The following is a 16,102-nucleotide window of genomic DNA, read 5'->3' as shown; positions in this document are numbered from 1 at the left end:
CGATCCGTCGCGCGAGCCTCCGGCTCAACTCTTCGGGCCCGAGCCCTTCAGCGAATTCCACGCCGCCTGGTTGGCCTGGTCGAACGCCTTGCGGGACTCGTTCAAGGCGGCGCTCAGTACCGACCAGGACTCGCTGCCGGCCTGCTTCAGCTTGTCGAGGTGAGCTCCGGCCTGGGCCGCGTCGGATTTGAGCTGATCGAGAACAGTCTCGACATTGGCGCCCCCGGTGCTGGCCACCTGGGTGGCCGCCTCGCGAAACCGGTCGGCCGCCTCGTGCCAGGCCTTCGCTTGCGCAGCCGCGATGTCCTTGAAGACGGCCTGTTGCTGCACCGCCTGTTGGCCGGCCGTGTCGAAATAGGTCCTCATCTGCGCCTCGAAGCCGGCCCAGTGCTGGTCCAGCTCGGTCTTCGCTTGCGCCAGCGCGGCTTCGCCCGCCGCCGCCTGGGTCTTGAGCAGGGCCTCCAGGTCGCTGCGGCGCTTCTTCAGGTCCGCGATGATCTCCGCGGTCTTGACCTTGGATACGGCTTCCGCCTCGGCTGCCTTGATATCGAGCGCGTCCAGTGCGGCATCCATCTCGTGGAGGCGTTCCTTGGCCCAGTTCAGGTAGACGCTCATGCTGCTCTGCGCGGACATCGTTGATCTCCTATGATCTGACGGCAGCGAGCCTACGAAAACAACACTGTGTAGTTTTGACCTGCATCAAGCCGCGGGGAGCCCAGGGTTTCACGTTCCCGTGCGCGATGGCGCGGCGAGAACGGCCAGTGTCTGCTCTGTCGACACGGCGTTCCATCGGCATGGCGGCGCGCCTTCACGAATGCTAATCATGTCGCCCGAGCATCAGTATGCGAAGATGGTCGAGATGACCGGTCACGAATTTCAAGCCCTCGCTTCGTCATTCGCGGGAACCACGGCAGCGGCGCATTTCGATCGCACGGCGTTCAAGGCCAGGCGGATCTTTGCGACCTTGGCGGCCGATGGCTGCTCCGCCAACCTGCTGCTCACGCCGGACGAGCAGGAGCATTATGCCACTCTGCAGCCCGGCGCGTTCTGCCGCGTGCCGAACAAATGGGGCGACCAGGGCTGGACCACCGTGACGCTGGCGGAGGCTGATGCCGACCTGGTGCGGACCGCGCTCGAGAGCGCCTGGCAGGCCGCCTATCCCGCTCCGAAGCCGCGATCGGTCCGGAAGCGCTGACCAATTTCTGCGACGGCGCAGGCCGGACAATAGCCGACGATGCCGGTGAGGGCGAAGGCGACGCCGTCTGCGGCGACCCACCAGGCCGCAGCTCCGCTGAACGCGATCACGCCCAGTGCGGCCGCACCGAGCCCGACGATGACCCGCTGCGCTGTCGGCGTGGCTCTATCGCGTGGTCCGCCGCGAATTCATGCGGCTGGCGCGGCAGGTCGGGCTGATCAGCGATGTCGATGACGACGCGCGGGAACAGCGTCGTGCGCGGTCCCGCCGTCGAGCTCACACCCTGCGCCCCACCATCAGCAGGATGCCGCCGAGCTGTGGCAGCAGCGCCAGCAGAATCAGGCGCAGCATCGCGAAGTCGTCGGCCGACGGCGTCAGCCGTCCCTGCGTGATCCACGCCACCAGCTTGATGGCGGCCTCGGTCTGCGGATCGGCGGTCTTGCTCACCGCGGCCATCGCGGCATCCAGCGCCTGGCGGCGCTCGGCCACCGCAGCCTCGCGCTCCCTGCAGAACTTGCCGACGCCGCCCTTGCATTCGCGGTCGCGCGCCGCCATCGCATCGCCGAGCGCGGTCTGCGCGGCCTGCACCGCGGGCGTCACGCGCGAGGCGCGCGCCAGCGTGACGTCGCTGATGTTGGTCGAGGCGAAGCCGATGCCTGCGGTCAGCGCGAACACGAAGGTCATCAGCCACACGATCCAGCCGGCCAGCGCCGAGGCGCGATGCCGCGCATGCCACAGCCTTGCGGCGCAGGTCGGCATGACCAATGCGACGAGATCGGCGGTGACGCCGATCGCCAGGAACATCCAGCCGGCGGTGCTGTTCGAGCCGAGCGAATGCGCGAACCAGCCGTTCATGGCCATGCCGACCGCCGCCATCGCCAGCGCGGCGAGCTGCAGCAGCACCGAGGAGACGGTGAGGCGCGGACCTTCGACCTTGGCCGGAGCCAAGGGCGCGCTGGGTGCAACGATCTCGCCGTCGAGGGGCTGCACGGTCTCGCGCGGCGTCACCATGGCCGGCGGCACCGGGGACGAGATCGTCGCGGCGGCTGCGCTCGCGGCAGCTTCCGTCCGTGACGTCTCCACGGCCGCGGGCGTCTTCGCCGGCGTTTTCGCGGGCTCGTTCACGAGCTCCAGGAAGTCCGGCATGATCAGCGTCTCGGACGCCAGCATCTCGTCGTCGAGCGCCGCCTTGATCCTCTCGGATTTGTCAGCCTTGTCCGCCTTGGCACGCGGCGGCCGCGGCTTGACCACCTTGGGACGTTTCGGACGCGGCTTGGCCGTCTTCGGCTGCTGCCAGGGAATGATCGAGGCGACTACGGACTCATCAGCCATCGGGGCTGCTCCAACGGTTAGCGATGGGCGCGAGTCTGCGTTTGCACGCAACGCTGATCGCGCCGGCATCGGGGTCACTCAAGGATCGGGAGATGAGCAGCGGCCCGTATCGAAGGCGGGCCTAGTTTCTTGCGGCCTGGCTGGCGTCGCGCGAAGAAATCGTTGGCGTCTCACGCGCCCGCGCCGCCGATGATGCGGTGGGCTGCGGTCACAGGCGCCACGTAATGAGGCGGCGCCCGGAAAATCTTGGTCCGCGCGGGGCCGGGCAGCCGTGCGCCCAACACCCTTGTTCTTAACCAATGGTTAACACGGATTCGCCGGTTTCGAAACCGCGCGAAGCGTGTAGCGGGAGGGTGCGAGGTGAAGAGTGGCGCGCTGCGGCTTTGGAGTCACAACTGCGAGGCGAGCCTTTAGATCGCGTGTTTACGCCGCGCTCGAGTCGATGTGCGATAGTCGAACGTGAGCATCTGAAATTCACGTGGCGGTGTCGTTCGTCGTGCCGTCTCCGCGGACCATCCGCGGCTAGCGCGGTAGCAGCATCGGCGTGCTGCCGCTCAGCGAGAAGCGCCGATTGGCGGTGGTCAACACCAAGACGAGGCCGGGCATGTCGAAGCTCACGGCGAGGCCGTCGGCCGGCCTGAAGCGTGGGAGCGGGATTTGGCGAACGAGGTCGCCTCGACCGATCTGGTACAAGCCGTCGTGCCCGACGGCGAGAAGCTCCTCACCCGTCTGCTGCAGCCCGAAGAACGCTGACGTGTATGTCCACATGCTCCCAGGCCGCCCATCGGCCGTCGATAGACGCTCCTGGATTTCGTGGCTGTAGAGCAGGTGAACCGCGCGGTCGCACACCTCGACGATGCGTCCATGCGCGAGCATGTGGATCAGGCCGACCGCGACGGCGATGCAGTCCTGCTTCCAGGGGATGACCGCAAGCCCGTTGACCGGATCGCAGGCCGGATTCAATTTGCCGCCGCACAGGTCGCCCTCGACATCATCGATATCGGAGACGACACCGGTGGTTCGATCGATCCGCTGCAGGCCGCCGCCCCACTCTCCCGCATTGTAGCCGACGAAGACATGCCTCGGCGTGACGAGGACCGCGGCGACGGGCAAGCTCCGCAGCGGTTTGGGGCGCACGAGCGGCGAGCGAGCAGGCGCCTGCCATGGCATGCCTTCGGTGAGATCGATCGTGCCGCTGCCCGTCAGCTGCCACGACCCTCCAAACCTGAAATGCTCACCCGCCTGCGGTTTCGGACGCTCGGTGATCGGATCGGAGGCGCGCGAGGTCAGCGCCGTCTCCGCCAGGGCGCCGCCGGCGAGATCGATCATCCTGCTGTCGGTCAGCAACATGGTCGACGTCGCGGCCCTGAACTGCTCGCCCTTCGTGGCGATATCGGCCACCGTCTCCCAATCGTCGCCAACCCGACGCCGCACGATCCATCGTGCGACAGGTGCCGAGCTGCAGGACTGCTCCGGGCAGGTGACGATCACCACGCGCTGATCTTGAGTGAGCAACTCCATGACCGGATCGGGCGTTGGGACGTCGCTCCGTTCGCCGCCTTCCGCCAGGCTCGACAGCCGGCCTCCCGTATCGAGCAGCCATAGCCGCCCTTCGGCAAACACGGCACGGTGGATGGATGAGCCGCGAGATGGCGCCTCGGCGGCGGCGCCTTGCGCGGCATGCAGCGCAAGGAGCGCGGCTGCAATCGACACGAGCCGCGCGATCGTGCTCCTCAAGATGCAAACTCCCCAGGTGTATCATCGCTACTGTCTAGCGATCGCGAATCGGAATCCGAGATTGTCTCGCGTCCGTTCTCAGCAATCTCCGGCGTCCCGGCGCGATCGTCAATGCGCGGCCGCTTCGCGCCTGCCTGTCACGGGCAGAGCTGCCGGGGACGAACGTCAGGAGCCGCGCGCTGTTGTCGCCGTCGATTTTCAGCGCCGGGCATCGGTGCTAGCGTCTGCGCATGCAATGTCCCTGCGGCTCAGGCCTTCCCTTCGACCGCTGCTGCGGTCCCTATCTCAGCGGCGATGCGATGCCGCCGACGGCCGAGGCGCTGATGCGCTCGCGCTACACCGCCTATACGCGCGGCGACATCGGCTACATCGAGGCGACGCTCGCGGCCGACCGGCGCGGCGCCTTCGATGCCGTCGCGGCGAAGGGCTGGGCCGCGCGCGCAACCTGGCTCGGCCTGCGCATCGTCTCGACCTCCAGCGGCCAGGAAGGCGACACCGACGGTGTCGTCAGCTTCGTCGCCACCTATCGCGAGGGCGGCAAGACCGTCGAGCACCACGAGGTCTCGCAATTCCGCCGCGACCATGACGGCGCCTGGCGCTTCGTCGCGGGCGAGACGCGGGCGGTCGTCAGCGAGCCGAAGCGGCCGGCCGGGACGGCAAAGGTCGGCCGCAACGATCCATGCCCGTGCGGCAGCGGCAAGAAGTTCAAGTTCTGTTGCGGCCGTTGAGGTCGGCGCGGGCGGTTTCGGATTTACGAAATTAGCTCTTGCGATTTTTCAGAAATCATGCTCTACTCGGTGCATCCCGTCCTCATGCAGAGGGGCGTACGCGTCGTCACGATACGTAGAGGCGGGGAGCGGTGGCCGCGGGCCTGTCAGGTGCTCATGCGCTGGACGATTGGCAGTCCGCGGACGTTCAAGCCGTGTGGTCCTGGCGCCCCGATGCTGGCGCCAAGCCCTGATGACATGACGTGTGATCGGGTGACGGGGGCAAACAAGCCGGTCCCCGGGGAGAGCGCGGAGCAGACGTGAAGCCCATCGCGCAGGGAATGCCGGATGACCGGCTGGACCTGTGGTGACTGCCGCCTGCTTTTCTTGTTGCAGGCGGGCCATGGGTTGCGGCCAGCACCCGGCATTCCCTGCGCCCTCTCGCTTGCGAGAGTGCGAACGACTTGCAAAGCCCGGGCGTGGATGCGCCGCGGCATGGTTTGCGGCTGCTTGTTGTCATGCTTCGATACGCGTGTCGCCGACGCCGGGCCTCGTCACCCCAATTCCGCCATCACTCCGCCCAACGCGGCTGGCGTAGAGGGATGCGGTCCAACAAGGATGGTGTCAGGTGACGGAATTGAGAGAGCCTGTCCGGCAGGACAAATGGGAGCAGCCGCGGGCCGCAGCCATCGAGACCTCTGCGCCGATCGCCCTGTCGCCGCGCAAGGCCGCCATCCTCGATCATGCCGACCGTTTCGCCGAGACCCGCGCCATCTGGCGTGACCAGGCCGCCTTTTTCCACGCGGAAGATGAGCGCTATCTGCGCTTCCTGATTCCGCCGGGCAGCCGCGTGCTGGAGATCGGCTGCGGCATCGGTGACACCTTGGCGGCGCTGGCGCCGTCCTACGGCGTCGGCATCGATATCAGCAGCAGGCAGATCGCGATCGCGCGCGACCGGCATCCCGATCTCACCTTCATCGCCGGCGACGTCGAGAATCCCGCAACGTTCATGGCCGTGTCCGGCCCGTTCGATGTGATCCTGGTGCTCGACACGATCGGCTCGCTCGACGACTGCCAAGGGTTCATCGAGCACCTTCATCCGCTGTGCACGCGCGAGACCCGGCTCGTCATCGGCCATTTCTCGCACCTCTGGTATCCGCTTCTGAAGGCCGCGGAGGCGATGGGCCTGCGCATGGCGCAGCCCGATCAGAACGTTCTGTCGCCGGCTGATTTGCGCAATCTCGCTGTTCTCGCGGATTTTGATCCGGTGAAGTCCGAGCAGCGCGTGCTGTCGCCGCTGCGGCTTGCCGGCGTCGGCCGCTTCGCCAACCGCTTCCTCAGCGTGCTGCCCGGTCTGCGCGTGCTGTCGCTGCGGCACTACGTCGTGGCGCGGTCGATGCGTTGTGTGTCCGACGATGTCCGCTCGGCCACGGTCGTGATCCCCGCGCGTAACGAGCGCGGCAACATCGCGCCCGCCGTGCAGCGCATCGCCGCGTTTTGCAAGGACATCGAGATCATCTTCATCGAGGGCCACAGCAAGGATGGCACCTATGAGGAGATGGAGCGGGTCCGCGCCGCCTTTCCGGATCACGACATCAAGCTGATGCGCCAGCCCGGCAAGGGCAAGGCGGATGCGGTCTTCACCGCGTTCGACGCCGCGCGCGGCGACGTGCTGATGATCCTCGACGCCGACCTCACCATGCCGCCGGAGCAGCTGCCGAAGTTCTTCGAGGCGCTGCGCTCGGGCAAGGGCGAGTTCGTCAACGGCTCACGGCTGGTTTATCCGATGGACGAGGGCGCGATGCGCTTCCTCAACCTGATCGCCAACAAGACCTTTTCCTATCTGTTCTCCTGGCTCCTGAACCAGCGCTACACGGATACGCTGTGCGGCACCAAGGTGCTCCGCCGCAGCGACTATGTCAGGCTGAAGGCCGGCAAAGCCTATTTCGGCGATTTCGATCCGTTCGGCGATTTCGACCTGATCTTCGGCGCCTCCAAATTGAACCTCAAGACCATCGACCTGCCGATTCGCTACGCTGCGCGCAGCTACGGCGAAACCCAGATCTCCCGCTTCCGCCACGGCTGGATGCTGCTGAAGATGGTCGTGTTCGCGTTCTTCAAGATCAAGGCGATTTGAGAATGGGAGGGGCGCTTGCCGGTAATGCAAGCAGCGTGACGATCGCGGTGGTCCGGGCCTCATGGTTCGAGACGCGCCGAAGACGGCGCTCCTCACCATGAGGGTCAAAAGCCGAGGGCGGCACTGCACACCGATCATGAGCACGCCGAGAAGCGTGGTCATGGAGCGGGTCTCGAGCGTCACCGCGAAGGCAGTCCTCGTCCTGAGGAGCCCGCCGAAGGCGGGCGTCTCGAAGGACGGCCACACCCGGCGCTATCTTTGCAGCGGGAGACGGCGGTGACCCGCCTCAATCGCCTGACGCCGGCAGCCGAGGCAGGATGCGCGATGGCGCCCGTCACCGCATCACGCGACCCGCTCGACCGCCTCACGCCGTTCGGCTGGCGCGGCGGCGTGGCGATGGCGCTGCTGCTCTCGCTGCTCTCGTTTCTCCTCGCCGGCTATTTCACCGTCTACTGGCGCAACGCCGACATGGATTTCATGGTGATCTACAACGCGCTCGCCATGAACGACGGCGGCGCGCAGGTGTTCTTCGATCACCCGGCCTATCTCACCATCCTCTCGGTCAAGGCCTGGTTCGCCGGGCTGCACCGGTTCGGCCTGCTCGACGCCTGGACCTTGTCGGCGATCCCGCCTGCATCGGATCGTGCGGCGTTCGACGCTGCCATGATCAGCGCTGTCCATGCCGGGCGCGTGGCCGCGCTGCTCACGGCGGGCGGCATCCTCCTCGCCTTTGCCGCTCTTGCCCGCCGTCTGGTGCCGGACTGGCGCATCGCGATGCTGGCCGTCGCCGCCTTCGCGTTCTCCGGCGGGGTGCAGATGCATCTGCGCATCCTGCGCAGCGAGATGATCGCGGCCTCGTTCTGTATTGTCGCTTTGATGCTGCTGATCGTCGTCGCGCGGCACGCCAGCAACGTCCGTCCGTTCGTCGTCGGGCTCGCCGCGATGCTCTGCATGCTCGGGCTCACCAACAAGGTGCATGCGGTTCTGATGATTGCGGCGATCCCCGTGCTGGTGCTGCCGTTCGGCAGCGCGGCAAGCGCGAGCGTGGCATTCTGGCGAACGCGGCGCGCCTGGGCGGTCGTCCTGGCTGCAACGCTCGTTGCCACCATTGCCGCAAGCGCCGCGTGGCCGTTGCTGACAGCCGGCTTCGCTCCGGCGAACGCCACGGCCGCCGGTCTCAAGCCGCTGCTCGGACGCTTCGGCCTCTATCAGCTCGCGCTGCTCGGCCTCGTCGCAGCCTGCATGCTGTTGTTCGCACGGTTGTGGCGGGTGAGTGCAGCCGAGACGCTCGCCGCGCTGCTCGCAGCTGTGGCCGGTGCGGCCATCGGCCTGCTGGCCCTCGATCTCAGCTACGACCTTAACGCTGTCGTCGTCGTGCTCAATCCCCTGGAGAAGATGATCACCTATGTCGACGCGCCGGAGGCGGCCGGCAGCATCAGTGGCGCGATCGGCTTGCTGCTGTCCGGCCTGCTCGGGGTGGTCAGGCGCTACACCTTCGTGCTGCAGCCCTCGGCGCGGCCGACCGTGTTCCTGACCTGGCTGATCATCCCCGGCATCGCCATCGCCCTCAGGCGCGGCGAGCGGCAGGTGGCGCTGCAGGCGACGCTGCTGATGCTGGCCGCCATCGGCATCGACACGCTCGGCGTTCGCCGCGGTTTGAAGGTGGAATACTTCGTCTTCACCGATCCCCTGATCATCATCGCCGGCATGATCCTGCTCGAGCGCCTCGTCGATGTCAGCCTTTCCCGCTTCGCCTATCCGGTCGGCGCGGCGCTGCTGGTGCTGCATGTCGGCGTCAGCCAGGCTGAGCCGGTCAAGATGGCGCTGAAGCGCCAGGGGCCCGAGCCGATCTGCGAGTGGAGCGGCTACTACCTGCCGCGTCTGGCGCTGCCCTGGTGCGCGCCAACCAGCCCGCCGCGGAGTTGACCATGCGCCGGCGCAGTCATCCCGATTGTGCCGAGCGCGCCTTGCGCCGCAGTGGTTTGACCGGCGCGAAGATCGCCGCGAGATCCTCGCTCTCCGAGCTCTCGGTGGCGTCCAGCTGCAGCCGGCCCTCGACATGCAGGAAGTGCTCGCGCGACACCGCGATCGCGCGCAGCAGGTCTCGGTCGCGCAGCGCCGCGACGATCGCGCCGTGCTCGTCGACCGCGCAGATCGACTGCGCCGCCGGCTCATACACCGAGACCATCACGGAGGAGCGGCTGAGCAGATCGCCCAGCATCCGCGACAATTCCGGATTGCCGAGGGAATCAACGAGATGGACGTGGAACGCGCCCGACAGCCGCACCGAGGCGGCGCGGTCGCCGCGCTGGGCAGCGGCACGCTCTTCGGCGAGATGCGCGTCGAGCCGTGCGAGCAGGACGTTGTCGATCCGCAGCACCAGCTGGCTCAGCACACCCGCCTCGAGCACGCGATGCGCCTCATAGACCCGGCGGACATCCTCGAGCGTCGGTCGCGGCACGCGCGCGCCGCGGTTCGGGATCATCTCCAGCCGCCGCTCGGCGCCGAGCCGGTGCAGGACTTTCCGGATGCGCTCGCGCGACACGCCGAAGATCGCCGCCAGCGGCGTCTCGGCGAGCTTGGTGCCGGCCTTGAGCTTGCCCTCCAGCAGCGCGCGCAGGATGGCCTGATACACCGCCTCGTCTTCGGCGGGATTGGCCTTCCCGATTCGCTGCGCCCGCATGGTCATGCGTCTCTGCTAGGCCCAAAGGCGCGGCAGGTCACCTCCAAAAAATGTGCACATTCTGCCCGCGGCCGACAGTGCGCGCGGCGCTTCAGAACGACAAGCCTCTGTATTTACTTAATAATAAAAAAATGTGCACATTTGGCATGGTGCTTGCTGATCCCTCCGGACAAGCCACGCGACAGCTCACACGGGATCCTCTCATGCATGCCTTCTCCCGACGCAGCCTCCTGAAAACCGGTGCGGCTTTCGCCGCCACCTTCGCCGCGCCCTCGCTGGTGCGGGCCGCCCCGAAAGAGATCGTGATCGGCGGTCCCGCCGGCGCCGCCAAATATTTCAACGCCGATCTGTTTCCGGTGCTGGAGAAGAAGCTCGATTGCAAGGTGCTCTACGAGGGCACGAACTCGCTGACCAATCTGCAGAAGATGCAGGCCGACAAAGCGAGCCCGAAGATCTCGGTCGTGATCATGGATGACCCGGTGATGCTGCCGGCCGCGTCCGAAGGGCTGATCACCAAGATGTCGTCCTCGGGCATTCCCAATCTCGGCAAGCTGGTCGACGGCGCCGTGCACCAGGATGGGCTGTGGGCCAACTATCAGAAGCCGTGGGCCGGCATCGCCTATTCCAGCAAGCGCATGAAGACGGCACCCGGCAGCTGGGCGGACCTGTGGGACGCGAAATACGAGTCCAAGATCATCGTGCCGTCGCTGTCGAACACCGAGGGCTTCTGGACCCTGCTCGCCGCCGCGCATCTCGAGACCGGCAAGCCCTACAAGGAGGCGCAGTACGAGATCGACGCCGCCTTCAAGAAGGTGAAGAGCCTGAAGGCCAATCTGCTGAACGTCTATACCAACGCGCCGCAGGCCATCAATCTGCTGGAGCAGGGCGAGGCCTGGATGATCGGCGGCCAGTTCTCGGCCTACACGCTGATCCGCAAAGCCGATGGCTCGCCGGTCGATCTCGCGATTCCCGCCGACGGCGGCTTCGCGATGCCCTCGGGGATCGCCAAGGTGACGAACGGCCCCGCCGGCGATCTCGCCGATGCCGTGATCGACTTCTTCCTGAGCCCGGAGGCGCAGACCATCCTCGCCGACAAGGCCTTCGTCGCGCCGACCAACCAGGGCACGCCGCGCCCGGCCGGCTTCCCGGATCCGGCCAAGCTGTTCGCGCCGGACTGGGCGTTCGTCGCCAAGAACCGCGCCGGCTGGGTCGATCGCTGGAGCAAGGAGATGACATGAGCGAGGCTGCGCCGCATCTCGTCATCAGCGGAGTTTCCAAGCGCTATGGTGCGGCGACCGTGCTCGAACGCGTCGACCTCACCATCCGCCGCGGTGAACTTGTCACGCTGCTCGGCCCGTCCGGCTGCGGCAAGACCACGCTGCTGCGTGCGATCGCCGGTCTCGCCCCGCCGGACACAGGGACGATCGCTCTTGCCGGGCGCGACGTCACCCATGTGCCGCCGCACCGGCGCAATGTCGGAGTCGTGTTCCAGAACTACGCGCTGTTTCCGCATCTCACCGTCGCCGGCAACGTCGCCTTCGGGCTGAAGGTGCGCGGCACGCCCAAGGCGGAGATCGATCTTGCGGTCCGGCGGGCGCTGGCGCTGGTCAAGCTCGGCCATCTCGGCGGCCGCCGCATCTCGGCTTTGTCGGGCGGCCAGCAGCAGCGCGTCGCCCTGGCGCGTGCGATCGCGGTCGAGCCGGACGTGCTGCTGTTCGACGAGGCGCTGTCGGCGCTCGATCGCAAGCTGCGCGAGGAGATGCAGGTCGAGCTGCGCCGCCTGCTGCAGGAGGTCAAGGCGACGGCGATCTTCGTCACCCACGACCAGGACGAGGCGCTCACGATGTCGGACCGCGTCGCCGTCATGAACAAGGGCCGTATCGAGCAGCTCGCCGCACCGCGCGAGCTGTATGCGCGACCGGCGAGCCTGTTCGCGCTGAACTTCGTCGGCCTGTCGACGCGCATCGCGGGACAGGTGGTCGGCGCGCAGGACGGCATGGTCGAAGTCGTGACGCCGGTCGGGCGGCTGTCGGCCCGCGGTGCGTTCCAGCCGGGCGCCTCGGTGATCGTGGCGACGCGGCCGGAGCAGCTCCGGCTCGGCGCTGACGCCGGCGCGAACTCCGCGGCCGGCCGCGTGCGCTCGGTCGTGTTCCAGGGCTCGCGCACGCTCGTCGATGTCGACGCCGGCGCAGGCGCCAGCTTGTTGGCCGAACTATCCGGGCGCGAGGCCGAGGTGCCGCGCGTGCATGACGAGGTCCGCTTCGCCTGGCCGGTGGCGGAGACCTTCGCCTTCGCCGCGGAGGCCGCGCCATGACCGAAGCCGTGCTATCAGCGCCCGTCGTCAAGCCTGCGCCGGATCGCGAGCGGCTCGCCGCCCTCGGCTTCGTCGCGCCTTCCGTGCTGATCATTGCGGTGGTGTTCGTGCTGCCGCTGGCGCTGCTGCTCGGTGTCAGCGTGCTCGATTCCAAGGGCGGCCCCACCACGGCACATTATGTCCGGCTGCTCGGCACGCCCTATTATCTCGGTGTCATCTGGAATTCGCTGCGGCTCGGCCTGCTGACGACGCTGATCGCCTTCGTCATCTCCTATCCCGCCGCCTTCGCGCTGGCGCGTGCGCGCGGACCGTTACGGTCGGCCCTGCTCGCCACCTTGTTCCTGCCACTCGCGGCCTCGGTGATCGTCAAGGCCTTCGCCTGGACGATCCTGTTGCGCAGCGACGGCCTCATCAACACGGTGCTGATCGCACTCGGGATCATCGAGGACCCGATCCGGATGATCTTCACCCAGACCGCGCTGATCATCGGCGCCGTCAACATCTTCCTGCCGTTCATGGTGCTGCCGATCTACGCCGTGGTGGCGCAGCTCGACGGCCGCTATGCGGAAGCCGCGGCCACGCTCGGCGCCTCGCCGGCCGTGGTGTTCCTTCGTGTCATCCTGCCGCTGACCTTGCCCGGCATCATCGCCGGTGTCGCGCTGGTGTTCTCGCTCTCGGTGTCCGCCTATGTCGTACCGACGCTGCTGATCGGCGAGAAATATCCGACGCTCGCGACCACCATCGCCAAGGCCTATCTCCTGGCGCGCGACCCCGGCTTCGGCGCCGCGGCCGGCGTGGTGCTGCTGGCGATTGCGGTCGTCGTCGTAGCCCTCAGCACGCTGTTGTCACGGGAGCCGAAATGATGACGCGTGCAGCGATCGTCGTTTGTTGGGTGCTCGCGATCGGCCTGGCGCTGTTCCTGGTGCTGCCGCTCGCCGTCATCGCCGCCGCATCGTTCTCACCGACGCCGGTGTTCGACCTGCCGCTGTCCGGCGCGTCGCTGCGCTGGTATGGCCGCATCGGCCGGCTCGACGGCTTCTGGCCGTCGCTGTTCCTGTCGCTGCAGATCGCGCTGCTCTCGACCGCGCTGTCGCTGGTCGCCGGCACGCTTGCCGCGATCGCGATTGCCCGTGGCAAGCTGCCGGGAGCCACCGCACTCGGCACGCTGCTGGTGTCGCCCTTGATGATGCCCGGCCTCGTGCTCGGCATCGCGCTGCTGCAATACTTCCGCATGATCGGTTTCACCGCGACCTGGAGCGCGCTGCTGGTGGCGCATCTCGTGGTGACGTTGCCTTACGTCGCTCGCACCATGATCGCCGGGTTGTCGCGCTTCGACTTCACGCTGATCGAGGCCGCGCGCACGCTCGGCTGCACCTATGCCGGCAGCGTGATCAGAGTGATGGTGCCGGCGCTGGCGCCGTCGTTCCTGATATCGGGCCTGTTCAGCCTGCTGGCTTCGTTTGACAATTATCCGGTCTCGATCTTCCTCACCGACGTGCGCTCCAAGACGCTGCCGATCCGCATGCTGCAATATATCGAGGAGGCGCCCGATCCGACGCTCGCCGCGCTCTCCACCCTCATTCTCGCCGGCACACTCGTGCTGCTGCTGATCAGCGATCGCCTGGTCGGGCTGCACCGCATGGCCGGAACCGCGGATTGATCGCATGAGCTCACGATCCGCCTTCCGCCGTGATCTCGTTGGCTATGCCGGCAAGCCGCCGCATCCGCATTGGCCTGACAACGCGCGCGTCGCGGTGTCACTGGTGGTGAATTTCGAAGAGGGCTCGGAATTCTCCATCTCCGACGGCGATGCTGGTAACGAGGCGATCTACGAGGTCGTGCACCGGCTGGACGGCCCTGATCCCTGCATCGACAGCCATTTCGAATACGGCACGCGCGCCGCGTGGTGGCGGATCATGGATCTGTTCGACGCCCACGCGGTCAAGGTCACCGTCAGCGCCTGCGGCCGCGCGGTGGAGCGTTCGCCCGCACTCGCCCGCGATGCGGTCGCACGCGGCCACGAGATCTCAGCGCATGGTTGGCGCTGGGAAAGCCATGCCGGCATGGAAGAGGCCGAGGAGCGTCGCGTGATCGCGCGCACCGTCGACACGATCAAGCGCGTCACGGGCAAGCCGCCGCTCGGCTGGCACACGCGCTCGGCGAGCTCGCCGAGCACGCGCCGGCTGCTGGTCGAGCAAGGCGGTTTCCTCTACGACAGCGACGCCTATAACGATGATCTGCCGTATTACGTCGAGGTCGCCGGCCGGCCGCATCTCGTGCTGCCTTACGCGTTCGACAGCAATGACATGCAGTTTTTCAACGGCTCGCGCTTCCGGGGCGCCGATTTCGCCGACTACGTCATCGACGCCTTCGACTGGCTCGTGCGCGAAGGCGCGACGGCGCCGAAGATGCTCTCGATCGGACTGCATCTGCGCATGATCGGCCGGCCCGGCCGGATCGGCGCGCTCGATCGCATTCTCGCGCACATCACCGGCAGCGGTGCGGCGTGGATCGCGCCGCGCGCCGACATCGCCCGGCACTGGCTCGCGACGGTGCCGCCGCCGGACTGAGGCTTAGTCGTCCTCGGCGAGATCGTCCGGCGTGAGCGGCAGCTCGATGTCGCCGCCTTCGCCGTTGGCAAGGTCGCGTCCCTCCTCGACAGGCGCGTCCTCGTCGAGCTCCTCCAGCGGCCAAAGGCCGCGGTCGTGTCCGTTGCGTGGCGTCATCGCAGGTCCTCCCGCGAGGATAAGACCGGTCGTCCGCAATGGTTCAGAGCGCAATCGCCCGGCGCTGCGACGGTCTGGCGCAGGCCGGTTCCGGCGACTACATGTGCGAGGCCATGGTCGATCCCTCAGCGCTCAAATCCTTCCTCGACAGTCACAGCCGTATCGTCGTTCTCACCGGCGCGGGCTGCAGCACCAATTCCGGCATTCCCGATTACCGCGACACCGACGGCCAGTGGAAACGCACGCCGCCGGTGACCTACCAGGCCTTCATGGGCGCCGACGACACCCGCCGCCGCTATTGGGCGCGCAGCATGGTGGGCTGGCGCCGCTTCGGCCGCGCGCAGCCGAACGGCGCCCATCGCGCGCTGGCGCGGCTGGAGGCGCAGGGCAAGAGCTCGCTGCTGGTGACGCAGAACGTCGACCGCCTGCATCAGGCCGCCGGCGCCAGCAACGTCATCGATCTGCACGGCCGGCTCGATCGGGTGCGCTGCATGGGCTGCGGCGCGACCTTGTCGCGCGCCGCGTTCCAGGATGAACTGGCGCATGCCAATCCGCATTGGCTCGCGCATGACGCGGCCTCCGCGCCCGATGGCGATGCGGATCTGGACGGCGTCGATTTCGCTGATTTCACCGTGCCGGCCTGCCGCGCCTGCGGCGGCATCCTCAAGCCCGACGTGGTGTTCTTCGGGGAAACCGTGCCGCGCGACGTCGTCGCGACCGCGCGCGATCACGTCGATCAGGCCGATGCGATGCTCGTCGTCGGCACCTCGCTGATGGTCTATTCCGGCTTCCGGTTCGTCCGGGCCGCCGCCGACCGCAACATCCCCATCGCCGCCGTCAACCTCGGCCGCACGCGGGCTGATGATCTGTTGTCGATGAAGGTCGAGGCGCCGTGCGATGAGGCGCTGGCGTTCTTGCTGGAGGGGTAGGCCGTGATCTCTCAGAGTCATGGCCGGGCTTGACCCGGCCATCCATCACTTTTCGCAAGAAGATGGATGCCCGGGCCTTCGCCGCGCCGAAGCGGCTGCGGCCGCGCAGGCGGGTCAAGCCCGGACATGACGAGAAGTGAGGTCCAGAGATCTCACCGCGACTGCGGCTCCTCGCGCTGCTCGATGCGGTCCTTGTTGTTGACCTGCTCGCCCTCCGGCTTGCCCACATCGATCGTCTTCCCCGACTGATTGCCAGGATTATAGTGATACTGCCCTTCCTGCTTCTCGCCGGGCTGCTTCTGGTTCGGATTGACGTTGTCGGCCATGGCTCTCTCCTCGGGG

At 67.2% G+C, this 16,102-nt stretch carries 17 protein-coding genes; 10 read left to right on the top strand and 7 right to left on the bottom strand.

All coding sequences use genetic code 11. The features are described from left to right. Window positions 1–24 precede the first annotated feature (24 nt). Window positions 25–633 (bottom strand): hypothetical protein, encoded by a 609-nt coding sequence (locus NLR35_RS29295; RefSeq protein WP_257170014.1) that lies wholly within the window; start codon window positions 631–633, stop codon window positions 25–27. Between the two features lie 226 nt (window positions 634–859). Between NLR35_RS29295 and NLR35_RS29290 the strand changes: the two genes are divergently transcribed. Beyond that, a complete protein-coding gene (locus NLR35_RS29290; protein ID WP_257170076.1) occupies window positions 860–1,195 on the top strand; it encodes an MmcQ/YjbR family DNA-binding protein in 336 nt (111 codons plus the stop codon). Here NLR35_RS29290 and NLR35_RS29285 read toward each other — a convergent pair. The 3 genes from NLR35_RS29285 to NLR35_RS29275 form a co-directional block, all read right to left on the bottom strand. Further along, a complete protein-coding gene (locus NLR35_RS29285; protein ID WP_374940872.1) occupies window positions 1,156–1,305 on the bottom strand; it encodes a YgaP-like transmembrane domain in 150 nt (49 codons plus the stop codon). The two genes, NLR35_RS29290 and NLR35_RS29285, sit on opposite strands and share 40 nt — an antisense overlap. A gap of 166 nt (window positions 1,306–1,471) precedes the next feature. Beyond that, window positions 1,472–2,527, bottom strand: coding sequence for a hypothetical protein (locus tag NLR35_RS29280; protein WP_257170013.1), 1,056 nt, complete (start codon window positions 2,525–2,527; stop codon window positions 1,472–1,474). A gap of 522 nt (window positions 2,528–3,049) precedes the next feature. Next, window positions 3,050–4,264 carry a hypothetical protein gene (locus NLR35_RS29275; protein ID WP_257170012.1) on the bottom strand — a complete coding sequence of 405 codons (1,215 nt, stop codon included), beginning with the start codon at window positions 4,262–4,264 and terminating at the stop codon, window positions 3,050–3,052. Window positions 4,265–4,494: 230 nt separating this feature from the next. On the opposite strand from NLR35_RS29275, the gene NLR35_RS29270 reads away from it, so the two are divergent. The 3 genes from NLR35_RS29270 (at window position 4,495) to NLR35_RS29260 (ending at window position 9,034) form a co-directional block, all read left to right on the top strand. Continuing rightward, window positions 4,495–4,992 carry a YchJ family protein gene (locus NLR35_RS29270; protein WP_257170011.1) on the top strand — a complete coding sequence of 166 codons (498 nt, stop codon included), beginning with the start codon at window positions 4,495–4,497 and terminating at the stop codon, window positions 4,990–4,992. A 607-nt stretch (window positions 4,993–5,599) separates the two neighbouring features. After that, window positions 5,600–7,108: a bifunctional class I SAM-dependent methyltransferase/glycosyltransferase family 2 protein gene (locus tag NLR35_RS29265; RefSeq protein WP_257170010.1), complete on the top strand. Its 1,509-nt coding sequence runs from the start codon at window positions 5,600–5,602 to the stop codon at window positions 7,106–7,108. A 324-nt stretch (window positions 7,109–7,432) separates the two neighbouring features. Then, the gene (locus tag NLR35_RS29260) at window positions 7,433–9,034 is read left to right on the top strand and encodes a hypothetical protein (protein WP_257170074.1); all 1,602 of its coding nucleotides are present in this window, start codon (window positions 7,433–7,435) and stop codon (window positions 9,032–9,034) included. Between the two features lie 16 nt (window positions 9,035–9,050). Here NLR35_RS29260 and NLR35_RS29255 read toward each other — a convergent pair whose 3' ends face one another. Further along, window positions 9,051–9,797 carry a GntR family transcriptional regulator gene (locus tag NLR35_RS29255; protein WP_257170009.1) on the bottom strand — a complete coding sequence of 249 codons (747 nt, stop codon included), beginning with the start codon at window positions 9,795–9,797 and terminating at the stop codon, window positions 9,051–9,053. A 197-nt stretch (window positions 9,798–9,994) separates the two neighbouring features. On the opposite strand from NLR35_RS29255, the gene NLR35_RS29250 reads away from it, so the two are divergent. Genes NLR35_RS29250 through NLR35_RS29230 form a run of 5 tightly spaced genes read left to right on the top strand, consistent with a single transcriptional unit; the run spans window position 9,995 to window position 14,675 of the window. Then, window positions 9,995–11,029, top strand: coding sequence for an extracellular solute-binding protein (locus NLR35_RS29250; protein WP_257170008.1), 1,035 nt, complete (start codon window positions 9,995–9,997; stop codon window positions 11,027–11,029). Continuing rightward, window positions 11,026–12,105 (top strand): ABC transporter ATP-binding protein, encoded by a 1,080-nt coding sequence (locus NLR35_RS29245; protein WP_257170007.1) that lies wholly within the window; start codon window positions 11,026–11,028, stop codon window positions 12,103–12,105. The genes NLR35_RS29250 and NLR35_RS29245 overlap by 4 nt, the downstream gene beginning before the upstream one ends. After that, window positions 12,102–12,968, top strand: a complete 867-nt coding sequence (locus NLR35_RS29240; RefSeq protein WP_257170006.1) for an ABC transporter permease — start codon at window positions 12,102–12,104, stop codon at window positions 12,966–12,968. Before NLR35_RS29245 ends, NLR35_RS29240 begins: the two co-directional genes overlap by 4 nt. After that, a complete protein-coding gene (locus tag NLR35_RS29235; RefSeq protein WP_257170005.1) occupies window positions 12,965–13,765 on the top strand; it encodes an ABC transporter permease in 801 nt (266 codons plus the stop codon). The genes NLR35_RS29240 and NLR35_RS29235 overlap by 4 nt, the downstream gene beginning before the upstream one ends. A 4-nt stretch (window positions 13,766–13,769) precedes the next feature. Then, window positions 13,770–14,675 (top strand): polysaccharide deacetylase family protein, encoded by a 906-nt coding sequence (locus NLR35_RS29230; RefSeq protein WP_257170004.1) that lies wholly within the window; start codon window positions 13,770–13,772, stop codon window positions 14,673–14,675. A 3-nt stretch (window positions 14,676–14,678) separates the two neighbouring features. Here NLR35_RS29230 and NLR35_RS29225 read toward each other — a convergent pair whose 3' ends face one another. Further along, complete coding sequence (locus NLR35_RS29225) at window positions 14,679–14,831, bottom strand: hypothetical protein (RefSeq protein ID WP_257170003.1); 153 nt, start codon at window positions 14,829–14,831, stop codon at window positions 14,679–14,681. 113 nt (window positions 14,832–14,944) lie between these two features. On the opposite strand from NLR35_RS29225, the gene NLR35_RS29220 reads away from it, so the two are divergent. Next, a complete protein-coding gene (locus tag NLR35_RS29220; protein WP_257170073.1) occupies window positions 14,945–15,760 on the top strand; it encodes an NAD-dependent protein deacetylase in 816 nt (271 codons plus the stop codon). Window positions 15,761–15,912: 152 nt separating this feature from the next. Here NLR35_RS29220 and NLR35_RS29215 read toward each other — a convergent pair whose 3' ends face one another. Then, the gene (locus tag NLR35_RS29215) at window positions 15,913–16,086 is read right to left on the bottom strand and encodes a hypothetical protein (RefSeq protein ID WP_009030065.1); all 174 of its coding nucleotides are present in this window, start codon (window positions 16,084–16,086) and stop codon (window positions 15,913–15,915) included. Window positions 16,087–16,102: the final 16 nt, after the last annotated feature.

Origin of the sequence: Bradyrhizobium sp. SRS-191, assembly GCF_024586915.1 — a bacterium.
Lineage (GTDB): Bacteria > Pseudomonadota > Alphaproteobacteria > Rhizobiales > Xanthobacteraceae > Bradyrhizobium.
The sequence above is the reverse complement of the archived record's forward strand: the minus strand, read 5'-3'. Positions and strand labels throughout refer to the sequence as shown.